The organism is Bradyrhizobium sp. dw_411 (genome assembly GCF_018449695.1).
In the GTDB taxonomy this organism is placed as follows: Bacteria; Pseudomonadota; Alphaproteobacteria; order Rhizobiales; family Xanthobacteraceae; genus Bradyrhizobium.
Map to the genome: position 1 here is coordinate 170125 of NZ_JAAVUY010000006.1, position 18561 is coordinate 188685.

18 protein-coding genes are annotated in these 18561 nt (G+C 60.4%); 5 read left to right on the forward strand and 13 right to left on the reverse strand.

Features of this window, described 5'->3' with window-relative positions; all coding sequences use genetic code 11:
- Positions 1 to 217: 217 nt before the first annotated feature.
- From HB676_RS12005 to HB676_RS12015, 3 genes are all read left to right on the forward strand, one after another.
- Positions 218 to 721, forward strand: a complete 504-nt coding sequence (locus HB676_RS12005; protein ID WP_213738007.1) for a DUF1993 domain-containing protein — start codon at positions 218 to 220, stop codon at positions 719 to 721.
- A gap of 319 nt (positions 722 to 1040) precedes the next feature.
- The gene (locus HB676_RS12010) at positions 1041 to 2144 is read left to right on the forward strand and encodes an alkene reductase (protein WP_213738008.1); all 1104 of its coding nucleotides are present in this window, start codon (positions 1041 to 1043) and stop codon (positions 2142 to 2144) included.
- A 182-nt stretch (positions 2145 to 2326) separates the two neighbouring features.
- Positions 2327 to 3154, forward strand: a complete 828-nt coding sequence (locus HB676_RS12015; RefSeq protein WP_213738009.1) for a tetratricopeptide repeat protein — start codon at positions 2327 to 2329, stop codon at positions 3152 to 3154.
- Here the strand turns inward: HB676_RS12015 and HB676_RS12020 are convergent.
- The 9 genes from HB676_RS12020 to HB676_RS12060 form a co-directional block, all read right to left on the reverse strand.
- Positions 3143 to 3856, reverse strand: coding sequence for a hypothetical protein (locus HB676_RS12020; protein ID WP_213738010.1), 714 nt, complete (start codon positions 3854 to 3856; stop codon positions 3143 to 3145). The genes HB676_RS12015 and HB676_RS12020 overlap by 12 nt on opposite strands.
- Positions 3857 to 4120: 264 nt before the next feature.
- Entirely contained in the window at positions 4121 to 5914 is a 1794-nt protein-coding gene (locus HB676_RS12025; protein ID WP_213738011.1) for an ABC transporter substrate-binding protein, read from the reverse strand.
- Between the two features lie 73 nt (positions 5915 to 5987).
- Positions 5988 to 6314 (reverse strand): DUF2160 domain-containing protein, encoded by a 327-nt coding sequence (locus HB676_RS12030; protein WP_213738012.1) that lies wholly within the window; start codon positions 6312 to 6314, stop codon positions 5988 to 5990.
- A gap of 10 nt (positions 6315 to 6324) precedes the next feature.
- Positions 6325 to 7131, reverse strand: coding sequence for a carbohydrate ABC transporter permease (locus tag HB676_RS12035; protein WP_213738013.1), 807 nt, complete (start codon positions 7129 to 7131; stop codon positions 6325 to 6327).
- On the reverse strand, positions 7131 to 8033 hold the full coding sequence (locus HB676_RS12040; protein ID WP_213738014.1) for a sugar ABC transporter permease: 903 nt from the start codon (positions 8031 to 8033) through the stop codon (positions 7131 to 7133). Before HB676_RS12040 ends, HB676_RS12035 begins: the two co-directional genes overlap by 1 nt.
- Positions 8033 to 9118, reverse strand: coding sequence for an ATP-binding cassette domain-containing protein (locus tag HB676_RS12045; RefSeq protein ID WP_213738015.1), 1086 nt, complete (start codon positions 9116 to 9118; stop codon positions 8033 to 8035). Before HB676_RS12045 ends, HB676_RS12040 begins: the two co-directional genes overlap by 1 nt.
- A 12-nt stretch (positions 9119 to 9130) precedes the next feature.
- Positions 9131 to 10210, reverse strand: coding sequence for an ABC transporter ATP-binding protein (locus tag HB676_RS12050; RefSeq protein ID WP_213738016.1), 1080 nt, complete (start codon positions 10208 to 10210; stop codon positions 9131 to 9133).
- Positions 10207 to 11751, reverse strand: a complete 1545-nt coding sequence (gene glpD, locus HB676_RS12055; protein ID WP_213738017.1) for a glycerol-3-phosphate dehydrogenase — start codon at positions 11749 to 11751, stop codon at positions 10207 to 10209. Before glpD ends, HB676_RS12050 begins: the two co-directional genes overlap by 4 nt.
- 241 nt (positions 11752 to 11992) lie before the next feature.
- On the reverse strand, positions 11993 to 12823 hold the full coding sequence (locus HB676_RS12060) for a DeoR family transcriptional regulator (protein ID WP_213738018.1): 831 nt from the start codon (positions 12821 to 12823) through the stop codon (positions 11993 to 11995).
- A 318-nt stretch (positions 12824 to 13141) separates the two neighbouring features.
- Here HB676_RS12060 and HB676_RS12065 point away from each other — a divergent pair, with 318 nt between their 5' ends.
- On the forward strand, positions 13142 to 13519 hold the full coding sequence (locus tag HB676_RS12065; RefSeq protein ID WP_213738250.1) for a hypothetical protein: 378 nt from the start codon (positions 13142 to 13144) through the stop codon (positions 13517 to 13519).
- Between the two features lie 119 nt (positions 13520 to 13638).
- Here HB676_RS12065 and HB676_RS12070 read toward each other — a convergent pair whose 3' ends face one another.
- Positions 13639 to 14697, reverse strand: a complete 1059-nt coding sequence (locus HB676_RS12070) for a hypothetical protein (protein ID WP_213738019.1) — start codon at positions 14695 to 14697, stop codon at positions 13639 to 13641.
- A 23-nt stretch (positions 14698 to 14720) separates the two neighbouring features.
- A complete protein-coding gene (locus HB676_RS12075) occupies positions 14721 to 15728 on the reverse strand; it encodes a 2-oxoglutarate and iron-dependent oxygenase domain-containing protein (RefSeq protein WP_213738020.1) in 1008 nt (335 codons plus the stop codon).
- Between the two features lie 254 nt (positions 15729 to 15982).
- On the opposite strand from HB676_RS12075, the gene HB676_RS12080 reads away from it, so the two are divergent.
- Positions 15983 to 16630, forward strand: a complete 648-nt coding sequence (locus HB676_RS12080; RefSeq protein ID WP_213738021.1) for a TetR/AcrR family transcriptional regulator — start codon at positions 15983 to 15985, stop codon at positions 16628 to 16630.
- Here HB676_RS12080 and HB676_RS12085 read toward each other — a convergent pair.
- Both HB676_RS12085 and HB676_RS12090 read right to left on the reverse strand, forming a co-directional pair.
- Positions 16627 to 17643 carry an ABC transporter substrate-binding protein gene (locus HB676_RS12085; RefSeq protein ID WP_346347321.1) on the reverse strand — a complete coding sequence of 339 codons (1017 nt, stop codon included), beginning with the start codon at positions 17641 to 17643 and terminating at the stop codon, positions 16627 to 16629. The genes HB676_RS12080 and HB676_RS12085 overlap by 4 nt on opposite strands.
- The gene (locus tag HB676_RS12090; protein WP_213738023.1) at positions 17585 to 18550 is read right to left on the reverse strand and encodes a substrate-binding domain-containing protein; all 966 of its coding nucleotides are present in this window, start codon (positions 18548 to 18550) and stop codon (positions 17585 to 17587) included. The genes HB676_RS12085 and HB676_RS12090 overlap by 59 nt, the downstream gene beginning before the upstream one ends.
- Positions 18551 to 18561 lie beyond the last annotated feature (11 nt).

The following is an 18561-nucleotide window of genomic DNA, read 5'->3' on the forward strand; positions in this document are numbered from 1 at the left end:
CGCCTCGCTTGCGGGACACAGACCGGAATAATCTACTATTTCCGGCAGGCTTAAGAGTTGTATTTCCTCTGCGGCGGTCCCATCTCGAGCAACACTAACTAACGCTTCCCCGTCATTCCGGGGCGCGGGCACTGCGAACGAACCCGGAATCTCGAGATTCCGGGCCCATCGCTGACGCAATGCCCTAGAATGACAGTAACAATGAAAAGAGCATCACATGTCCTTCTATGAAGCCACCGTTCCGGCATTCCAGCAGATTCTTGGCAGCCTTTCCGGCCTCCTGACCAAAGCCGAAGCACACTGCAAGGCGAAGAATATCCAGCCTGAAGTGCTGTTGAGCTCACGGCTCTATCCGGACATGCTGCCGCTGTCGCGCCAGATCCAGCTCGCCTGCGACTTCGCCGGCAAAGCCTGCGCCCGCCTCACCCATATCGACGTGCCCTCCACGCCCGATACCGAAAAGACATTCGAGGAATTGCGGCAGCGGCTGGCCAAGACCGCCGACTACCTGAAGACGTTCAAGCCCGAGCAGTTCGAAGGCGCCGATGCCCGCGAGGTCACCTTCCCCGCCGGTCCGGACAAAACCATGACCCTCAAGGGACAGCAGTTCCTGAGCCATGTGGCGTTCCCGAATTTCTATTTCCACGCCACGACCGCCCACGGCATTCTGCGGCATAACGGCGTGGAAGTCGGCAAGCGGGATTTTCTTGGGGTGAGCTGAGTTAGTATCGTCATTCCGGGGCAGTCCGCAGGACTGAACCTCAGATGCGCAATTGCACATCGGGGAATCCCGAGATTCCGGGTCTGGTCCTCCGGACCATCCCGGAATGACCCGCGGAAAGAGCGTGGTCATCTCGAGGCTCGGGAAATCGTTCAACTGCGTAACTTCCCTTCTATAGAAGACCATTGCTGCCACACTCCCAATGGAGATGAATCATTCCCTCGTGCCGGCCCACCTTGCCGCGCGCGGTTGCAGTGCACATTTCAGCAAGGTCTACCAATTTCCAGCAATTTCCCGCCACCTACCGGAACAGCAAAAAATGAGCACACCGACCAAACTCTTCGAGCCGTACAAACTTGGCCCGATCACGCTGCCCAATCGTTTTGTGATGGCCCCCCTGACCCGCAACCGCGCGGTGGAAGGTTTTGTCCCCGGTCCGCTGGCAGCGGAATATTACGGGCAGCGCGCTTCCGCGGGACTGTTGATTACCGAAGCGAGCCAGATTTCGCAGCAAGGCCAAGGTTATCAGGATACGCCCGGCATCTATTCAAAAGAGCAAGTGGCCGGCTGGCGCAAGGTGACGGACCGCGTGCATGAGCTCGGCGGACGCATCTTCATTCAGCTCTGGCATGTCGGCCGCATTTCGCACACCTCGCTGCAGGTCAATAACGGCGCGCCGGTCGCGCCCTCCGCGATCCGCGCCAAGGGCAAGACCTTCGTCGGCGGCACCTTTGCCGATGTTTCGGAACCGCGCGCGCTGGCGCTGGAAGAAATCCCCGGCATCATCGAAAGCTTCAGGCTTGCCACGGCCAACGCCCTCGCGGCCGGTTTCGACGGCGTCGAGGTCCATGGCGCCAACGGCTATCTGCTGGATCAATTCGCCAAGGACGGCGCCAACAAGCGCACTGACGCCTATGGCGGCTCGATCGAGAACCGCGCCAAACTGATGCTTGAAGTCTCCAAGGTGGTCGCCGCCGAAGCCGGCGCGGATCGCACCGGCATCCGGATTTCACCGGTCACGCCGGCCAACGACATCTCCGACAGCAACCCGCAGCCGCTGTTCGATTACATCGTCGATCATCTCAACGCGCTGAAGCTGACCTACATCCACGTCATCGAAGGCGCGACCGGCGGCCCACGCGATATCGCGCCGTTCGATTACGGCTCTCTGCGAAAGCGCTTCAAAGGCGCCTATATCGCCAACAATGGCTATGATTTCGATCTCGCCACCAAGGTGCTCGCAGCCGACCAGGCCGATCTGATCGCGTTCGGGAAACCGTTCATTTCGAATCCCGACCTGGTCGAACGCCTGAAGCGTGGCGCGCCGCTCAACGAGTACGACAAGAACACCTTCTACGGTGGCGGCGCCAAAGGCTATACGGATTATCCGGCGCTCGGCGCGGCCCTGGATGCGGCGCAGTAAAAGATGCGCTCCTTCTCCCCGCGTGCGGGGAGAAGGTTGGGATGAGGGGGACTCTCGACAGGCTTGGACTCGCGGATAGCCCCCTCACCCTGCGCTTTGCGCCGGCTTCTCCCCGCAAGCGGGGCGAGGTAAGAGAAGTCTCCCTTCCTTGCGGACGTCCCCCATTGTTCTAATCTCCCGGCATGAACCAGAACACTGCCGAGGACATCGTTCGCCGCGCCACTGCTGCGTTTAATGCCGGTCAGCCGGATACAGCGCGCCAGTTGTGCGAACAAGGATTGGTCACCCGCCCCGGCGATCCCATGCTGCATCATCTGCTGGCCGCGGTGTTGTTGTCCAAGGGCGAGATTGAAAGGGCTCGCGCTCACATCACGACCAGCCTCAACAAGCGTCCCGACAACGCCGCCGCGCAGTTGCTGGCGGCACGGATCGCGCGGGCGGCCGGGGATTTTTCCGGCGCGCTGTCGCATCTCGATCGGATGATCGCGATTGCGCCGCAACGTGAAGCCTTTCTCGAAAAGGCGCGAACGCTCGATCAGGCGGCGCTTCATCAAGCGGATCTTCGGCCAAGGGCACGTGAGGCGTGGCGGGCTATTCTGGACGTAATTCCGAAACACACCGAAGCTGCAGCACGGCTGGGACGGCTTGCGTTTGAAGACGGCGACCTCGCGCTCGCCGCGTCGCTGCTCGAACGCGCCGTGACCGGCGAGGTCCCGCCGTCAGTCTGGTTCGATCTCGGTCTTGTCCGCCAGGATTTGCGCGACCACGCCGGCGCCATTAATGCCTATCGCAAGGCGATTGAACTCAAGCCCGATTATGCCGAAGCCGCGCTCAATCTCGGCGTCGTCTTGCAAGACTCCAGCGATCTCGACGGGGCGATGCGCGCCTACACGCAAGCCTATCGGCTGCGGCCGCAAACCTTCGGCACCATCGCGATGGCGCTGACCTCGGCGCCGCACGGCAGGCTGTGGCTCGATGAAGATGCGCTACGTCGAGCATTAAGTAATTGAGCGCCCCCGCCGCGCGCGAAACCGTTTGCGATAGACGCCGGGGCTGGCGAGCACTTCAGCCACCGTCGCTTCATAGGCAGCCCTGTTGCTTTCATCGAAACATTCGAACTCAAGCTGCGGTGCGGCGCGCGGCACCGCAAAGCATTGCGCGACCGGCGTGCCCTTCGGCAGCACACCGGAAAAATCCGGCTGCGTCCAGATCGCCGGAAAATTGATCCCGCCATCGTGAAAGCGATCCGCATCCACCAGCCCCGAGATCAGCCGAAACGGCAGATCGTCGCGATTGACGGGATGCGTGGCAAACAGCGACCAGCCGGGCTCAAGCTCGATGGTCCAGAAACTGTTGAATTTGATGGCGGCCTGGTTGTCGCGCGCGAAAGGCGCGTTCGGGAATTGGGCGGCGACATGGAAACTCAGGGGTGCGCGTGGATGTCGTGAGGTCGCCGGTTGCGGAATGTCCCAGGCCCACGAAAACGATCCTCGGTCGATGGTGATATCGCAGGGCAGCACGATCAGCACGCCATAGGCCATCGCATCCACAAAGGGCGGGCATTGCTTGACGGTGCGGATGTCACGGCCGTGGATGTCGGAAGCCGCTTTCGCCGGCATCGCGCGTAGCCAATCCGGCAGCGCGCTTCGCGCCGGAACCGGCCGCGGCAGATGATCGGACAAGGCCGGATCGCAACGGAAGATCATGCGCATGGCGGGGGCTCCTGATTCTGCAGATGGTGTGGTCCGGCGGCGGCGATGGTCAACAATGCTCCGACCGTCATTGCGAGGAGCGAAGCGACGAAGCAATCCATACTTTTCTTTTTGGTGAGACAATGGATTGCTTCGCTGCGCTCGCAATGACGGAAACAAAAAAGGCCGGGATTGCTCCCGGCCTTCTGTTCTGGCGCGGATGGCCGGGGCATTAGGTGTCAAGACGCACGTTGCGCTTTTGCCCGGCCATGACGATGAGAGGCCTCAGTTCGAAGCGCGCTTCGGCGGGCTTGCCGGCCACGACTTGATCAGCGTGTCGTAGTCGATGGTTTCACCCTTCGGCTTTTCGTTCGCCAGCTTGCGCTGGGGCGCGATATTGCCGTCCTTGGCGGACTTGTTGAACCAGTATTCGGCCGTCTCTTTCTTGTTGAGCTTCGGTCCGCAGGCGCCCTGAACGCCGGATTTCTCCAGACGCTCCATCACCGAATCCTGTGCGGCGGCGAGCGAGTCCATCGCCGCCTGCGGCGTCTTCGCACCGGACGACGCATCGCCGATGTTCTGCCACCACAATTGCGCAAGCTTCGGATAATCCGGCACGTTGTTGCCGGTCGGGGTCCACTGCACGCGCGCGGGCGAGCGGTAGAACTCGATCAGGCCGCCGAGTTTCGGCGCGCGCTCGGTGAACGACTTGTCCCAGATATCGGACTCACGAATGAAGGTGAGACCGACATGGCTCTTCTTCAGGCTCACGGTCTTGGAGACGATGAACTGCTGATAGAGCCAGGCCGCCTTGCGGCGGTCGACGGGCGTGGATTTCAGCAGCGTCAGCGAACCCACATCCTGGTAGCCGAGCTTCATGCCGTCCTTCCAGTAGGAGCCATGCGGCGACGGCGCCATGCGCCACTTCGGCGTACCGTCCGCATTCATGACCGGCAGGCCGGGCTTCACCATGTCGGCGGTGAAGGCGGTGTACCAGAAGATCTGCTGGGCGATATTGCCTTGTGACGGCACCGGACCCGACTCGGAGAAAGTCATGCCTTGCGCCTGCGGCGGGGCATACTTCTTCATCCAGTCGAGATATTTGACGATCGAATAGACCGACGCCGGACCGTTGACGTCACCGCCGCGCTCGACCGACGAGCCGACCGGACGGCAGCCTTCCATGCGGATGCCCCATTCATCGACCGGCAATCCGTTCGGGATTCCCCTGTCGCCATTGCCGGCCATCGACAGCCACGCATCGGTGAAGCGCCATCCCAGCGACGGATCCTTCTTGCCGTAGTCCATGTGACCATAGACCCGCACGCCGTTGATTTCCTTGATGTCGTTGGTGAAGAACTCGGCGATGTCTTCATACGCCGACCAGTTCACGGGAACACCGAGGTCGTAGCCATACTTGGCCTTGAACTTGGCCTTGTAGTCGGGATTGCTGAACCAGTCGTAGCGGAACCAATAGAGGTTGGCGAATTGCTGGTCGGGCAATTGATAGAGATGACCGTTCGGCGCCGTCGTAAAGGACTTGCCGATGAAGTCGTTGACGTCGAGCCCGGGATTGGTGACGTCCTTGCCGTCGCCGGCCATCCACTCCGTCAGATCGACGGCCTGGCCGTAACGGAAGTGGGTTCCGATAAAGTCGCTGTCGTTGATCCAGCCGTCGTACACGTTCTTGCCCGATTGCATCTGGGTCTGGATCTTCTCGACGACATCGCCTTCCTGGATGATGTCGTGCTTGACCTTGATGCCGGTGATTTCCTCGAACGCCTTGGCGAGCGTCTTGGATTCATATTCATGCACGGTCAGGGTTTCGGAGACCGCGTTGATCTCCATGCCCTTGAAGGGGGCAGCGGCCTTGATGAACCACTGCATTTCCTTCATCTGGTCTTCTTTGGACAAGGTCGAGGGCTGAAACTCGCTGTCGATCCATTTTTTGGCGGCCGCTTCGTCCGCGAAGGCAGGCGCGGTGAGCGCAGCCGACGCTGCCATCATCGCAACCGCGCTTGTCATCATCAAGATGCGGGACCGGTTTGCAGGCCCCTTTCTCATCATCAAGTGTCGCATGTTGTTTCCTCCGTTGCAGCGACAAACATATTCAGGCCCGGGTTGCTCCCGGATCTGCTCTTTTTCGCGTGTCTCAGACGGTGCGAAATATGGCGACCGCCGAAGCCAGCGAAATCACGGTGGCGAGCCACAGGCTCGGCAATTCAATGCCTTCCCCAATTGGAATGGTCGCAATGGTGTCGGTGCCGACAAAACCGATCCATGCCAGATGAATTAACGCTGCCATGATCAGCGAAATAAACAGGCGATCGCCGCGCGTGGTCGGAATCCGCAATACTCCGACCCGCTCGGCTTCGGGATAGCGCACCGCAAGCCAGGTCATGACCGCGAGCGTCGTGGCAAGGGCACAGAAGAAAATCGCGGTCGGCGGCGTCCAGGCCATCCATGCGACGTTTTCCATGGAGCCCTCCCTATACCCGGCCAAGCGCGAAGCCGCGCGCAATGTAGTTGCGGACGAACCAGATCACCAGCGCACCGGGGATGATGGTCAGGACGCCGGCCGCGGCCAGCAGCCCCCAATCCATCCCGGCGGCGGAAACCGTGCGCGTCATCACGGCCGCGATCGGCTTGGCGTTGACCGAGGTCAGTGTACGCGCCAACAGCAATTCGACCCAGGAAAACATGAAACAAAAGAACGCCGCGACGCCGATGCCGCTGGCGATCAGCGGCACCAATATCTTGATGAAGAAGCGCGGGAACGAATAGCCGTCCAGAAACGCGGTCTCGTCGATCTCGCGCGGAACGCCGGAGACAAAGCCTTCGAGAATCCAGACCGCCAGCGGGACGTTGAAGATGCAATGCGCCAGCGCGACCGCCCAGGGCGTATCGAACAGATTGATCGCCGAATAGAGATTGAAGAACGGCAGCGCATAGACCGCCGCCGGCGCCATCCGGTTCGACAGCAGCCAGAAGAACAGATGCTTGTCGCCGAGGAAGCGATAGCGCGAAAACGCGTAGGCCGCAGGCAACGCCACCGAAATCGAGATCACGGTATTGATGACCACATATTTCAGCGAGTTGACGTAGCCGGAATACCAGCTCTCGTCGGTGAAAATGCGCATGTAATGCGCGAAGGTCGGTTGATGCGGCCACAGCGTCATGGTCGAGACGATCTCTTCGTTGGTCTTGAAACTCATATTGACCAGCCAATAGATCGGCAGCAGCAGGAAGATCAGAAACAGCGAGAGAATGATACGGCGTCCGGGAATCGAATGCATCATGCGACTCCCTTGCTGGCCGGCCGCTCAGATCCGGCATTGGTCATGACCGTGTAGAATATCCAGCACACGATGATGATGATCAGATTATAGACCAGTGACAGCGCGGCTGCCTTGCCAAGGTCGAACTGACCGAGCGCGATCTTGACCAGCTCGATCGACACGAATGTCGTCGAATTGCCTGGACCGCCGCCGGTGACCACGAACGGTTCGGTATAGATCATGAAGCTGTCCATGAAACGCAACAGCACCGCGATCAGCAGCACGCGATTCATTTTCGGAAGCTGGATCGCGGTGAATACTGCCCAGCGCGAGGCGCCGTCGATTTGCGCCGCCTGATAATAGGCGTCGGGGATCGACTTCAAACCCGCATAGCACAACAGCGCAACCAGGCTGGTCCAGTGCCAGACGTCCATCACGATGACGGTGACCCAGGCATCAAACTCGTTGGAGACATAATTATAGTTGATGCCGATATTATTCAGCACATAGCCGAGCAGGCCGATGTCGGGCCGCCCGAAAATCTGCCAGATGGTGCCGACCACATTCCACGGAATCAGCAGCGGCAGCGCCAGGATCACGAGGCAGGCGGCAACGCGCCAACCGTCGCGCGGCATCGACAGCGCCACCACGATCCCCAAGGGCACTTCGATCGCGAGGATCACGGCCGAGAAGAACAGGTTGCGCCACAGCGAGGCAAAGAAACGTTCGCCGAGATCGGTGGTGGGATCGAGCAATTCCTTGAACCAGCCAACACCGTTCCAGAAGAACTGGTTGTTGCCGAAAGTGTCCTGCATCGAATAATTCACCACCGTCATCAACGGCAGGATGGCCGAGAACGCCACGACCAGAAACACCGGCAGCACCAGGAACCAGGCTTTCTGGTTGATCGTCTTGTCCATCAGGCGGTCCCCTCGACCAGGAGACTGTCGGCATAGACATGAACACGCGACGGATCGAATTTGAGGCCGGCGGATTTTTCAGGGATAGAGAGCCCCGGCGGCACCCGCGCGGCGAATTTGGCATCGCCGATCCGCACCCGCGCGAAACGCACACGACCGAGATCGTCGATCCGGTCGATATTGGCCGACAGCAGTCCCGGCGCCGGTGGCGCGATGTCGACGAATTCCGGCCGCACGCCAATCTCGATCTTCGCGCCCGACGGCAGGCTGTCGTAGCTCCGATTTAAACCGATGACATGGCCGTCGATCCGGGCCTCGCGTCCCCTTACCTCGGCCGGCACGATGTTCATGCCGGGCGAGCCGATGAAGTAACCCACAAACGTATGTGCGGGCTTGTCGAACAATTCCGCCGGGGTGCCGCTTTGCACCACACGGCCGTCATGCATCACCACGACGGTGTCAGCGAAGGTCAGCGCTTCGGTCTGATCGTGGGTGACATAGATCATCGTCAGATCGAGATCGCGGTGCAGCGCCTTGAGTTTTGAGCGCAACTGCCATTTCAACTCGGGATCGATCACGGTCAGCGGCTCGTCGAACAGCACGGCCGCGACGTCGGAGCGTACCAGCCCGCGGCCAAGCGAGATCTTCTGCTTGGCGTCCGCCGTCAGCCGCGTCGCTTTGCGATTCAAATCCGGCGTCAGATCCAGGAGATTTGCGATCTGCGCGACCCGCGCGTCGATCTCGGCCTTCGGCACACCGCGATTGCGCAGCGGAAACGCCAGATTTTGTCCGACCGTCATGGTGTCGTAGATCACCGGAAACTGGAACACCTGCGCGATATTGCGCTTCCGGGTTGACAGCGGTGTGATGTCGACGCCGTCGAACAGGATCTGCCCGCGTGACGGCGTGACGATGCCCGAGATCAAATTGAGCAGCGTGGTCTTGCCGCAGCCCGATGGCCCGAGCAGCGCATAGGCGCCACCCTGCCGCCAGGTCATCGTAACCGGCTTGAGCGCAAAGGATGTGGGATCGGCATCGTTGCCGCCGTAGGAATGCGCGAGATCGACGAGGTCAATGCGGGCCACGCGGCATCTCCCTCACATCGCACCGGGCGAAGCGACCAGCCGGTCGGCCGCGTCGAAAACGAAAACATTGTCGGGATCGAGCACGGCGTCCAGCACATGGCCCGGCGGATATTCGTGCACGCCCTGTAACACCGCGACCCAGTTCGAAGCATCGCGGTTGAGATGCACGAAGCTCTCCGAACCGGTGATTTCAGTCACCGTCACGGTGGCGGAAAAGGCGTGGCGCCCGGCAATGCCGTTGGCCACTTCCAGTTGATGGGCGCGAAAGCCGACGCGGTAGGCGCCGTCGCCGAGGCTTGCATAGAGCCCGGTCGCGGGCGCCTGCACGCCCCCGGCATATTGCACCGAGCCGTTGTGCTTCTCGATCCCGACGATGTTGAGCGGCGGATCGGAAAACACCTGCGCGACCCTTAGCGTGTCGGGATGACGATAAACCTTCGGCGTCTCGCCGGCCTGCAGGATTTCGCCTTCCCACATGCAGATGGTGCGGCCGCCGAGCAACAGCGCTTCGGAAGGCTCCGTCGTCGCATAGACGAAGATGGCGCCGGACGCTTCAAAAATGCGCGGCAGCTCAGTGCGCAATTCCTCGCGCAGCTTGTAATCGAGATTGGCAAGCGGCTCGTCCAGCAGCACCAGATCGGCGCCCTTCACCAGCGCGCGCGCGATCGCGGTGCGTTGTTGTTGGCCCCCGGACAATTGCAGCGGCGTGCGATTAAGATACGGCTCGAGCTTGAGGAGACGCGCGGCCTCCTGAACCCGGCTTTCGATTTCCGCGCGCGGCTTGCCCTGAACGCGTAGTGGCGAGGCGATGTTCTCATAGACGGTCAGCGAGGGATAATTGATGAACTGCTGATAGACCATCGCGACCGAGCGCTGCCGCACATCGGCGCCGGTGACATCCTTGCCGTCAACCAGGACACGGCCGGCGGTCGGCTTGTCGAGGCCGGCGAGCAGCCGCATGATCGACGTCTTGCCCGACAGCGTCGGCCCCAGCAGCACGCTGAGGGTGCCGCGCTCAAGCGTCAGCGAGACGTTGCGGATGGTCGCAATGCCATCCACCGCGCGCGTGACGCCTTCGAGCGTAACGGTCATGGCCGCCCTCCTGCTTCCAGTAGGGAATTTTCAGGCAAAACCCGGTGCGCGGCAATCCAGTCATCGATCGCGGCAATCTGCGCAGATGACAATCGCAACCCAAGCTTTGATCGGCGCCACACGATGTCTTCTGCGGTGCGGGCCCACTCCGACGACATCAGGTACCTGACTTCGCGCTCCGTCAAGGTCGCACCGAACGACTGGCCAAGATCGCCAAGGGATTTCGCACTGCCGAGCAGTTTCGCGGCGCGGGTGCCGTAGGCATGCGCTAGCCGGTTGGCGTGTTCCGGCGTGAGAAACGGATAGGACCGCTGCAATTCCGCCGTCAGCGCCGGGATTGCCGACACATCGAGATCGCCGCCGGGCAGCGGCGATTTGGCGGTCCAGCCTTCGCGCGCCTTGGTGCCGTGGAGGTAAGGCGCGAGCTTTTCGAGCACTTCTTCGGCGAGGCGGCGATGGGTGGTGATCTTGCCGCCATAGATCGACAATAGCGGCGTGCCGCCGGGCAGATCGAGCTCCAGCACATATTCGCGGGTGGCGGCCTTGGCCTCGCTGGCGCCGTCATCATAGAGCGGGCGCACACCGGCATAGGTCCAGACCACGTCCTCGGGCTTGACCGGTTTGGCCAGATATTCGCTGACGGAAGCGCAGAGATATTCGATTTCCTCGGCCGAGGCTTTTACCTTGGCGGGGTCGCCTTCGTAGTCGCGATCGGTGGTGCCGATCAGCGTGAAATCGTCCTGATACGGAATCGCAAAAACGATCCGGCCATCGCTGTTCTGGAACATGTAGGCGCGGTCATGCGCATACAGTTTCCGCACCACGATGTGCGATCCCTGTACCAGCCGCACCTTGGCCTTGGCGTTGACGCCGGCGCCCGACGCCAGCACGTTCTCGACCCAAGGGCCGCCGGCATTGACCAGCACGCGCGCCTGGATCGTGCTGCGCTCACCGCTGGCGGTATTTTCCACCGTGACCTGCCAGATGCCATCGGCCTGACGAATATCTACCGCACGCGTCCGGGTGCGAATGTCAGCGCCGCGATCCGCCGCGTCCCGCGCGGTCAGCACCACCAGGCGGGCGTCATCGACGAAGCAGTCCGAATATTCGAAGCCTTTGACGTAGCGATTTGGAATCAGGGGCTGGCCGACCTCGTCATGCGCCAGATCGACAGAACGGGTCGCCGGCAGTAAATGGCGGCCGCCGATATGGTCGTAGAGAAACAGCCCCAGCCGCAGCAGCCAGGCCGGGCGCAGCCCATCATGATGCGGCAGCACGAATCGCAAGGGACGGATGATGTGCGGGGCGATCTGCCAGAGGAGCTCGCGCTCGATCAGCGCCTCGCGGACCAGCCGGAACTCGTAATATTCGAGATAGCGCAGGCCGCCATGCACCAGTTTCGTCGACCAGGACGACGTTCCACTGGCCAAATCATTCATTTCACAGAGAAAAACCGAATTCCCCCGGCCGACCGCATCGCGCGCGATGCCGCAGCCGTTGACGCCGCCCCCAATGATTGCGAGGTCGAAAATCCGATCCAAAGACGCTTCCCCGGCGCTCGCCTGTTCAAATCAGCGGTTTTACTTTCGTTTTGGATTAAATCACAACCAAATGTGAAAGCAATAGCGAAAGGTGTACCGGGGCTTATTCCAAGCCTCGCATCCTTCGAGACGCATCGCTTTGCGATGCTCCTCAAGACTCAACTCCCTCATGGTGAGGAGCACGTCTTCGTGCGTCTCGAACCATCAGGCCCGGAAGCGCGATCGCACGCCTTGAAACTCTCTATCGAATCCGAGTGACGGTCGCAGGAGCCTCGGCCACCATCTCGTCGATATCGTCAGCCGATTTCGGCATCGCCTCAATCACCTGGATGCCGCGGGTCTGGCAGATATTCGCGAGTTTGTCCGGCAGCGGCATGTCCGTGACAAAAGTCTGGATCTGGCTGATGTCGGCGATACGCACCGGCGCACTGCGGCGCAGCTTGGTGGAATCCGCCACCAGCATCACGCTGCGCGCATTGGCGATGATGGCCTGCGCGGCCTGGACTTCGCGGTAGTCGAAATCAAGCAGCGCGCCCTCCTCGTCGATCGCGGACGCGCCGATGATGGCGTAGTCGACCTTGAACTGGCCGATCAGGCTGATCGCGGTCGAGCCGATCACCGCGCCATCGGCCCGGCGCACCGCGCCGCCGGCCACGATCACCTCGATACGCGGATGCCGGTACAGCAGCATCGCGACATTGAGGTTGTTGGTGATGACCAGCATATCCTCATGCGAGGTCAGCGCGCTGGCGACCTCTTCCGTGGTGGTGCCGATATTGATGAACAGCGAGCAGCCATTCGGGATCAACGTCGCGGCGGCTGCGCCGATCGCCTTCTTCTCTTCGGCGGCGACGAAGCGGCGGGCTTCATAAGCCAGGTTCTCGACTCCCGAGGCGATGATGGCGCCGCCGTGAATCCGCGTCAGCGAGCGGTGGTCGCAGAGATCGTTGAGATCCTTGCGGATGGTCTGCGCCGAGACCTCGAAACGCCGGGCGAGATCTTCCACCATCACCCGGCCAAAGGCGCGAGCGATGTTAAGGATTTCGGTTTGACGATGGCTGAGACCGGTCACGTGGCACCTGAGCGCAAGGGTGGCTTATGGTGCGACGCTTCCGTCATCCGGTCAACGCGGCAGATCGACCGCGTGCCGGCTCAAAGCGACCGGTCCGTCACGTTTCCGCGACCCAACCGGAATGTTGGCTCCGGCGCGGCGTGACGTGGACAGGCTGCGATTGAGATCGCCGGCGTAAAGACCTTGCGTGCAGTTGGATGCGAATCCGGAACGCTCCATTAACGATCTGCATAAAGGTAAACGCGCGTCTTTCGTTGACGATTACACGCGCCGACTTATTCATGTGGGCCAATTCAAACCCAAAGGCTCACCATGAAAATGTCCCGCGCTTACGCCGCCATGATCGTTTCCGCCGTCGCCGCCATTGCCCTGCCGACCGCCGCGTCCGCGGGATGCTATAATTGCTACGCACCGCCGCAGCCCTGCGGCACCTGCTATCAGCAGCAGGTCGCGCCGGCGCAATACCGCGCCGTCCAGGAAACCGTGATGGTCTCCCCGGGCGCCGTCGTCGCGCATCGTAGCCCCGCGCAGTACCGTACCGTGATGGTGCCGCGGACCGTGATGGTCGCGCCGGAAAGCGTTCAGTACGAGCACATTCCCGCCCAGTATGAGACCCGCCAGCATGTCGAAATGGTCGCGCCCGCGCGTACCTATTACGTGCCGGTGGCTCCGCGCTGCAATTCCTGCGGTTACTGATCTCCGCAAACGCATCGCTCACGATAAACAAAAGGACCCGGCGCAAACCGGGTCTCTTTTTTCTTGCACGCAGACAACGATTGTCGCAAGCACGATCGACCGGCGAAGCGGCAGCGGCGTCAGATCGGGAATTCAGGCGCGTGCTGCTCGCTCCAAATCCTTCGCACGTAACGGGCGATTTCCGCATTATGGCCAATGAGCGAAAAGCGGGCGCCGTCGCCGTAATCGGGCAGATTGATCATTTCAGTTGTGATGAAGCTGAGCCCGCTATCGGCGTTCTTCCGGTGCGACAGAAGCACTTTTCGCACAACTTCCTTCGCCAATTCGAGCTTGTAGGCGAACCACTCACTGTGCCATTCGCCAGGCCGCGGCCGGCTGAACGGGTACAGGATGCCGCGCCCGTATTCACCGGCGCGCGGATGATCATCGATAACTCCCGGGTTTGGGATAGCAGGATCCACCTTTGACCAAAGATTACGCGGACCGTTCGGAGCGACGCCGCGAACCTGCAGCCAGCGCACGATCCCCATCGAAAGCCATTCCTCACAGAGATTGCCGGGTTCGAACGGGTCCAGCACCAGGCGTCCCGTCTCGACGTCATCGCGGATGCCGGAAACAGCTTGCTCCCCGGCATTGCCAATCTTGAATATGATATGGCTGTAGTCGAGCGTGAAATTGAAGGGTATGCCGCGCGACTGGACTGCGCGCGCGACAGGCGCGATACGACGAAAATCCTCAGACCACATGTTGACGTGGACCTCGGCGCTGATCTCGATTCCCTGCGCCTGCCAGATCTCGTAGGCACGAAGATAAAAGCCGGCAACTTCCTCGTCGGTCAACAAACGACCATCTGCATGCTGCTTGAACAGCATCATGTTATGCATGCGCATTCCGACTTCTTTGGCCGCCTTGGCATTGCGGTCCAGTGCGCCGTCGTCGCGTCCGAGCTGGTAGGACCACGTACCTGTCCAGACGGGCAGCGCGTACTGCGAGGCCCCCTGAACAAACTCTGGCGCTTCCTGTGGCAACGGCTGGCGGTCGAAGAAGTCGAAGACACCGGCTTCCTTGACCAGACGCATCTGTTCCGTAATTGGGGCTTCCTGGTGAGAAACCGGATTAGTCAGCGAAGAAGCTTGCGCCCCGCGTCCATGGCAGCCGATCGGCGGGAGGGTCTGCATGGAAATTTCCTGCCGTTCCAGCCTCAAGCTGCTTTCGACGAATAGCCAAACGATCGCCGGAACATCTCATCGAGATGCTCCTTTGCCGTACACGTCTCGAACTTGCGCGGATTTGCCTCGTCATAACAGGTAGGGATGGTCTCGATCACGCTGTCAGGATTCGGATTGAAGAAGAACGGGATCGAATAGCGATCCGTATTACCGCCATTGTTCTTCACACGATGCATGTTCGAACGGTAAATCTCGTTCGTCCAGCGCATCGTGAGATCTCCAAGATTGATGATGTAGGTTCCCTCAATCGGCGGAGCCTCGATCCAGTCACCGCTGGCCGTGCGCACTTCCAGGCCGCCCGCATTGTCCTGCGCGAGAAGCGTCACACCACCCCAGTCGGTATGCGCACCAGCGCCGATTTGATTTGCCATCGCATGTTGTGGATGCGGCGGATACTTGATCATGCGCAGCAAACCGCTCGATGGCTGGTAGAACTTCGCGAACCAATCCTCGGGCAGATCGAGCGAAATAGCGATCAAGCCGAGGATTTTAGCCGCGAAGATATCCATCGTCTCGTAATAGCTGTTTGTCTGCTCCTTGAATCCATCGATTGCCGGCCATTGATTATGCCCGAAGCTGCGAATCTTGCGCATGGCCAGCGGATGGTCGTCGGCCAGCTCCCGGCCGGAATAGAAGCTCTCCTTTAAATCCGGCGGCGCTTTCTCGGATTTTTCATCCTGGCTATCCAGCACCTGCCCGCCCATCGCTTCATAACCCGCCACGCTCGGCGAGTTCTTCATGCTGATGCGCATGCGCTCCTCGAGCGGCAGGGAAAAGAACCGCTTCGCCATCTCAAACTGGTTGTCGATAAGACTCTGCGGCACGCCGTGGTTTTTCAGGTAGAAAAACCCTGTCTCGCGGCAGGCGCGGTGAATTGCCTCGGCTGTCTCACGCTTGCCTTTGTCGCCGCCATCGAGCGAGGGCGCAAAGTCGATAACCGGGATTGATGTCAGCTTCGCTGGCGGATGATACAGATGCATGGTCTCTCCCTGAAATTGGCGATGCACCTGAAGGCATCGTCGCGAAAGTCTGTTTGTCTAACCAAAGCCTTGCTGGACCGGGTGCGCTCGCTATAGTCGTCGCCACATCGCGACTGCTTGCCGGGGAAACAAAGCATATTTTATCTCATAATACGAAACGTACCGTTTCGTATATACCGCAGCAAGAACAAATCTGCGGCAGCCTGCCGTAATTTACGTCAGGTCCGTTTGCACTGAACAACTCTGGAAAGACGATGAGAGTACCGTTGAAGAAATCTCAACCTCAGGAGCCCAAACAGCTCGGCCGGCCGCGCAGCGAGACGTCCCGCATAGCGATCCTTGAAGCGACGATGGCGCTTCTCGACAAAACCTCCGTCCGCGACATCACGATAGAAGCCATCGCGCGCGAAGCCGGGGTCGGCAAGGTAACGATCTATCGCTGGTGGCCAACCAAGATTCACCTTGTCGTCGATGCGTTTATGGAAACGATGCTGCCGCAGACGCCGTTTCCCGAAAGCGACGCCAAGTTCGGCGCTTTCGCACATCATCTGGCCGTTCTGGTGAAAAAGTATCGTGGAAAGTATGGCCGCATTGTCGGGGAGATCATCGCCGAGGGACAATTCGATCGCGACGCGCTCACCTATTTCCGCGAAGCCCTGCTGACGCAACGCCGCGCCGCCGCGCGCGACATTGTCGACAATGCCAAAACACGCGGCGAGATCGACAACGAGATCGAAACGGACATTTTGGTCGATGCGCTATATGGACCCATCTACTACCGGTTATTGCTCGGCCACCAGCCGCTCGATGCCGATTTCATTGCCGGCCTCGAGAAGCTGACGGAACGGCTGGCCGTCCCACCCCTTCGCAAGGCAAACCCCGCGGTCAAGCGTGGCCGCTAGACCTTCGTCTGCGACACCGCAGTCTCGTAGAAACTCATGTCGGAGTATTTTTCCGGCTCGGAAAGGTGCTTGCGCGGAACACCGTAGTCGCTGCGCAGCGCGAGAACGGTCCGAACACCAACCGCATCTATCTTCGCATCCCTGAAGAAGCCTGTCCTGCCGTCGAGCAGTACAGCATAAGAACGTTCGGCGTCGCCAGGCGATGCGCCCGCCAGGTGCGCCTGAAAAATACGCAAGGCTTCGGCCTTGTTTGCTCTATCGTAGAGCCAATCGAGCGCCGCGATATTCGCCCGGATAAAAGATTCAATGTCGCCCTTGTGCGCATCAGCCCAGCCCCGGCGCACAGCGGCAACAACGCCCTGATAGTGATCGAGAGCATCCGCAGCCACCGCCAGGATGCGAAAGCCCTTATCCGCCGCGGCGAAAGTATAGGGTGGTACGGACAAGGTTCCCACATGCTTGCCGGCTAAAAGCGCGTCGAAACGCTCTCTCATCCCACCGACTTTGACCAGTTGATAGTCGCCCTCGTTCAGCCCATTCACGGCGAGTATCTTGCGGAGCACGAAAGCGTAGCCGGTGGTCAGCGCGTCAACCGACAGCGCCTTGCCGCGCAAATCGGAAAAATGGTGAATGTCGGGCGATACGATCAGAGACAGGAAGCCGTTATCCGCGCCCATGACAGCGACAAGGTCGGGCTGCGCGACCGTCTCGGCCTCTCCCTGCCCCTCCATATAGGCCACGATGTTGTCGATCGCCGTCATGGCGATGTCGAACCGGCCATCGATCAGCCCGCTCATTTGCGCAATCGACCCAGGTGTCGGCTCAAGCCGGACGTCGAGACCTTCTCGCGCGAAAAAGCCCTTGTCCTGCCCAACCCAGAGCGGCCAGTTAAAGCCGGCCAGAAAGACATTTACATCGAGCCGGACAGGATTCATTGCAAGATTATCCGAAAACCTAGCGGGGACGAAAGTCGCGCGGCGCCTTGATCTCGGAATAGTCGAGCTTATCGACATTCTCCGCCGTCACCAAAATGGCCGGCGTCTTGATCAGCTTGGTCGGCGTCTCGCCTTTCATGATCTTCGCCGCCTGACGCACGGCTTCACGCCCCTGCAAAACGATTTGCTGAATGCTTTCGCATTGCAGATAACCCTTGCGAAGATAGCTGTCGCCAATCGGTGACAAGTTGCTGCTTGAGACCTTGATCTTGCCTTCCAGTTGCGCCTGCACGAGAGCGTCGATCACGCCGGCTCCCATGTCGTCGTCAACAGTGTAGACACCCGCGATTTTCGGGAAGCCCTGCAACCAGTCTTCCATCAACTTCAGCCCTTCGGTACGACCGGGCACCGTCGTCTTTTCGACGACAACCTTCATGCCGGGAGCGATTTTGGCGATGCTTTCCCTGAACCCACGCGCGCGGTCAGCCGCCCAATCGACACCCGGTGGCCCTGCCATAACGCCCACATCGCCCTTGCCGCCCAATGCGCCGGCCAGGCATTCGGCTTGCAGTTGACCGAGCGCGTAGTGATCGGCCAGGACAATGCTTGCAAGTTTATCCATTGGCTCCGGGATGCTGCCAAGCCCGACAACGGGAATACCCGAGGCAATAACACGCTCGACAGTGGAGCGGATACCGGCCGCATTGGTGGCGCCAACCAGCATGACTTTGGGCTTGCGTTGGGCCAGATTTTCGATCTGCTCAACCTGCTTGGCGACCTTGTCGAACCCGCCGGAATCCAGAACCACCGCGTCGAATCCCAGCGCCTTCGCTTCCTCGGTGACGCCGTAATACATCGAAACCCAGAAGCCACCCTGCACGCTGGGCATCGCAAAGGCGATCAGGGGTTTCGTCTGGGCGAAAGACACTGTCGTCCCGGCAAGCAGGGCGGCAACGACAAGCGCTGCTTTCGTGATTTTCATCATACTACTTTCTT

Coding starts and splice junctions, on each gene's coding strand:
- HB676_RS12005 (WP_213738007.1), top strand. CDS start 218: ATGTCCTTCTATGAAGCCACCGTTCCGGCATTCCAGCAGATTCTTGGC.
- HB676_RS12010 (WP_213738008.1), top strand. CDS start 1,041: ATGAGCACACCGACCAAACTCTTCGAGCCGTACAAACTTGGCCCGATC.
- HB676_RS12015 (WP_213738009.1), top strand. CDS start 2,327: ATGAACCAGAACACTGCCGAGGACATCGTTCGCCGCGCCACTGCTGCG.
- HB676_RS12020 (WP_213738010.1), bottom strand. CDS start 3,856: ATGCGCATGATCTTCCGTTGCGATCCGGCCTTGTCCGATCATCTGCCG.
- HB676_RS12025 (WP_213738011.1), bottom strand. CDS start 5,914: ATGCGACACTTGATGATGAGAAAGGGGCCTGCAAACCGGTCCCGCATC.
- HB676_RS12030 (WP_213738012.1), bottom strand. CDS start 6,314: ATGGAAAACGTCGCATGGATGGCCTGGACGCCGCCGACCGCGATTTTC.
- HB676_RS12035 (WP_213738013.1), bottom strand. CDS start 7,131: ATGCATTCGATTCCCGGACGCCGTATCATTCTCTCGCTGTTTCTGATC.
- HB676_RS12040 (WP_213738014.1), bottom strand. CDS start 8,033: ATGGACAAGACGATCAACCAGAAAGCCTGGTTCCTGGTGCTGCCGGTG.
- HB676_RS12050 (WP_213738016.1), bottom strand. CDS start 10,210: ATGACCGTTACGCTCGAAGGCGTCACGCGCGCGGTGGATGGCATTGCG.
- HB676_RS12065 (WP_213738250.1), top strand. CDS start 13,142: ATGTCCCGCGCTTACGCCGCCATGATCGTTTCCGCCGTCGCCGCCATT.
- HB676_RS12070 (WP_213738019.1), bottom strand. CDS start 14,697: ATGCAGACCCTCCCGCCGATCGGCTGCCATGGACGCGGGGCGCAAGCT.
- HB676_RS12075 (WP_213738020.1), bottom strand. CDS start 15,728: ATGCATCTGTATCATCCGCCAGCGAAGCTGACATCAATCCCGGTTATC.
- HB676_RS12080 (WP_213738021.1), top strand. CDS start 15,983: ATGAGAGTACCGTTGAAGAAATCTCAACCTCAGGAGCCCAAACAGCTC.
- HB676_RS12085 (WP_346347321.1), bottom strand. CDS start 17,643: ATGTCGATAAGCTCGACTATTCCGAGATCAAGGCGCCGCGCGACTTTC.
- HB676_RS12090 (WP_213738023.1), bottom strand. CDS start 18,550: ATGATGAAAATCACGAAAGCAGCGCTTGTCGTTGCCGCCCTGCTTGCC.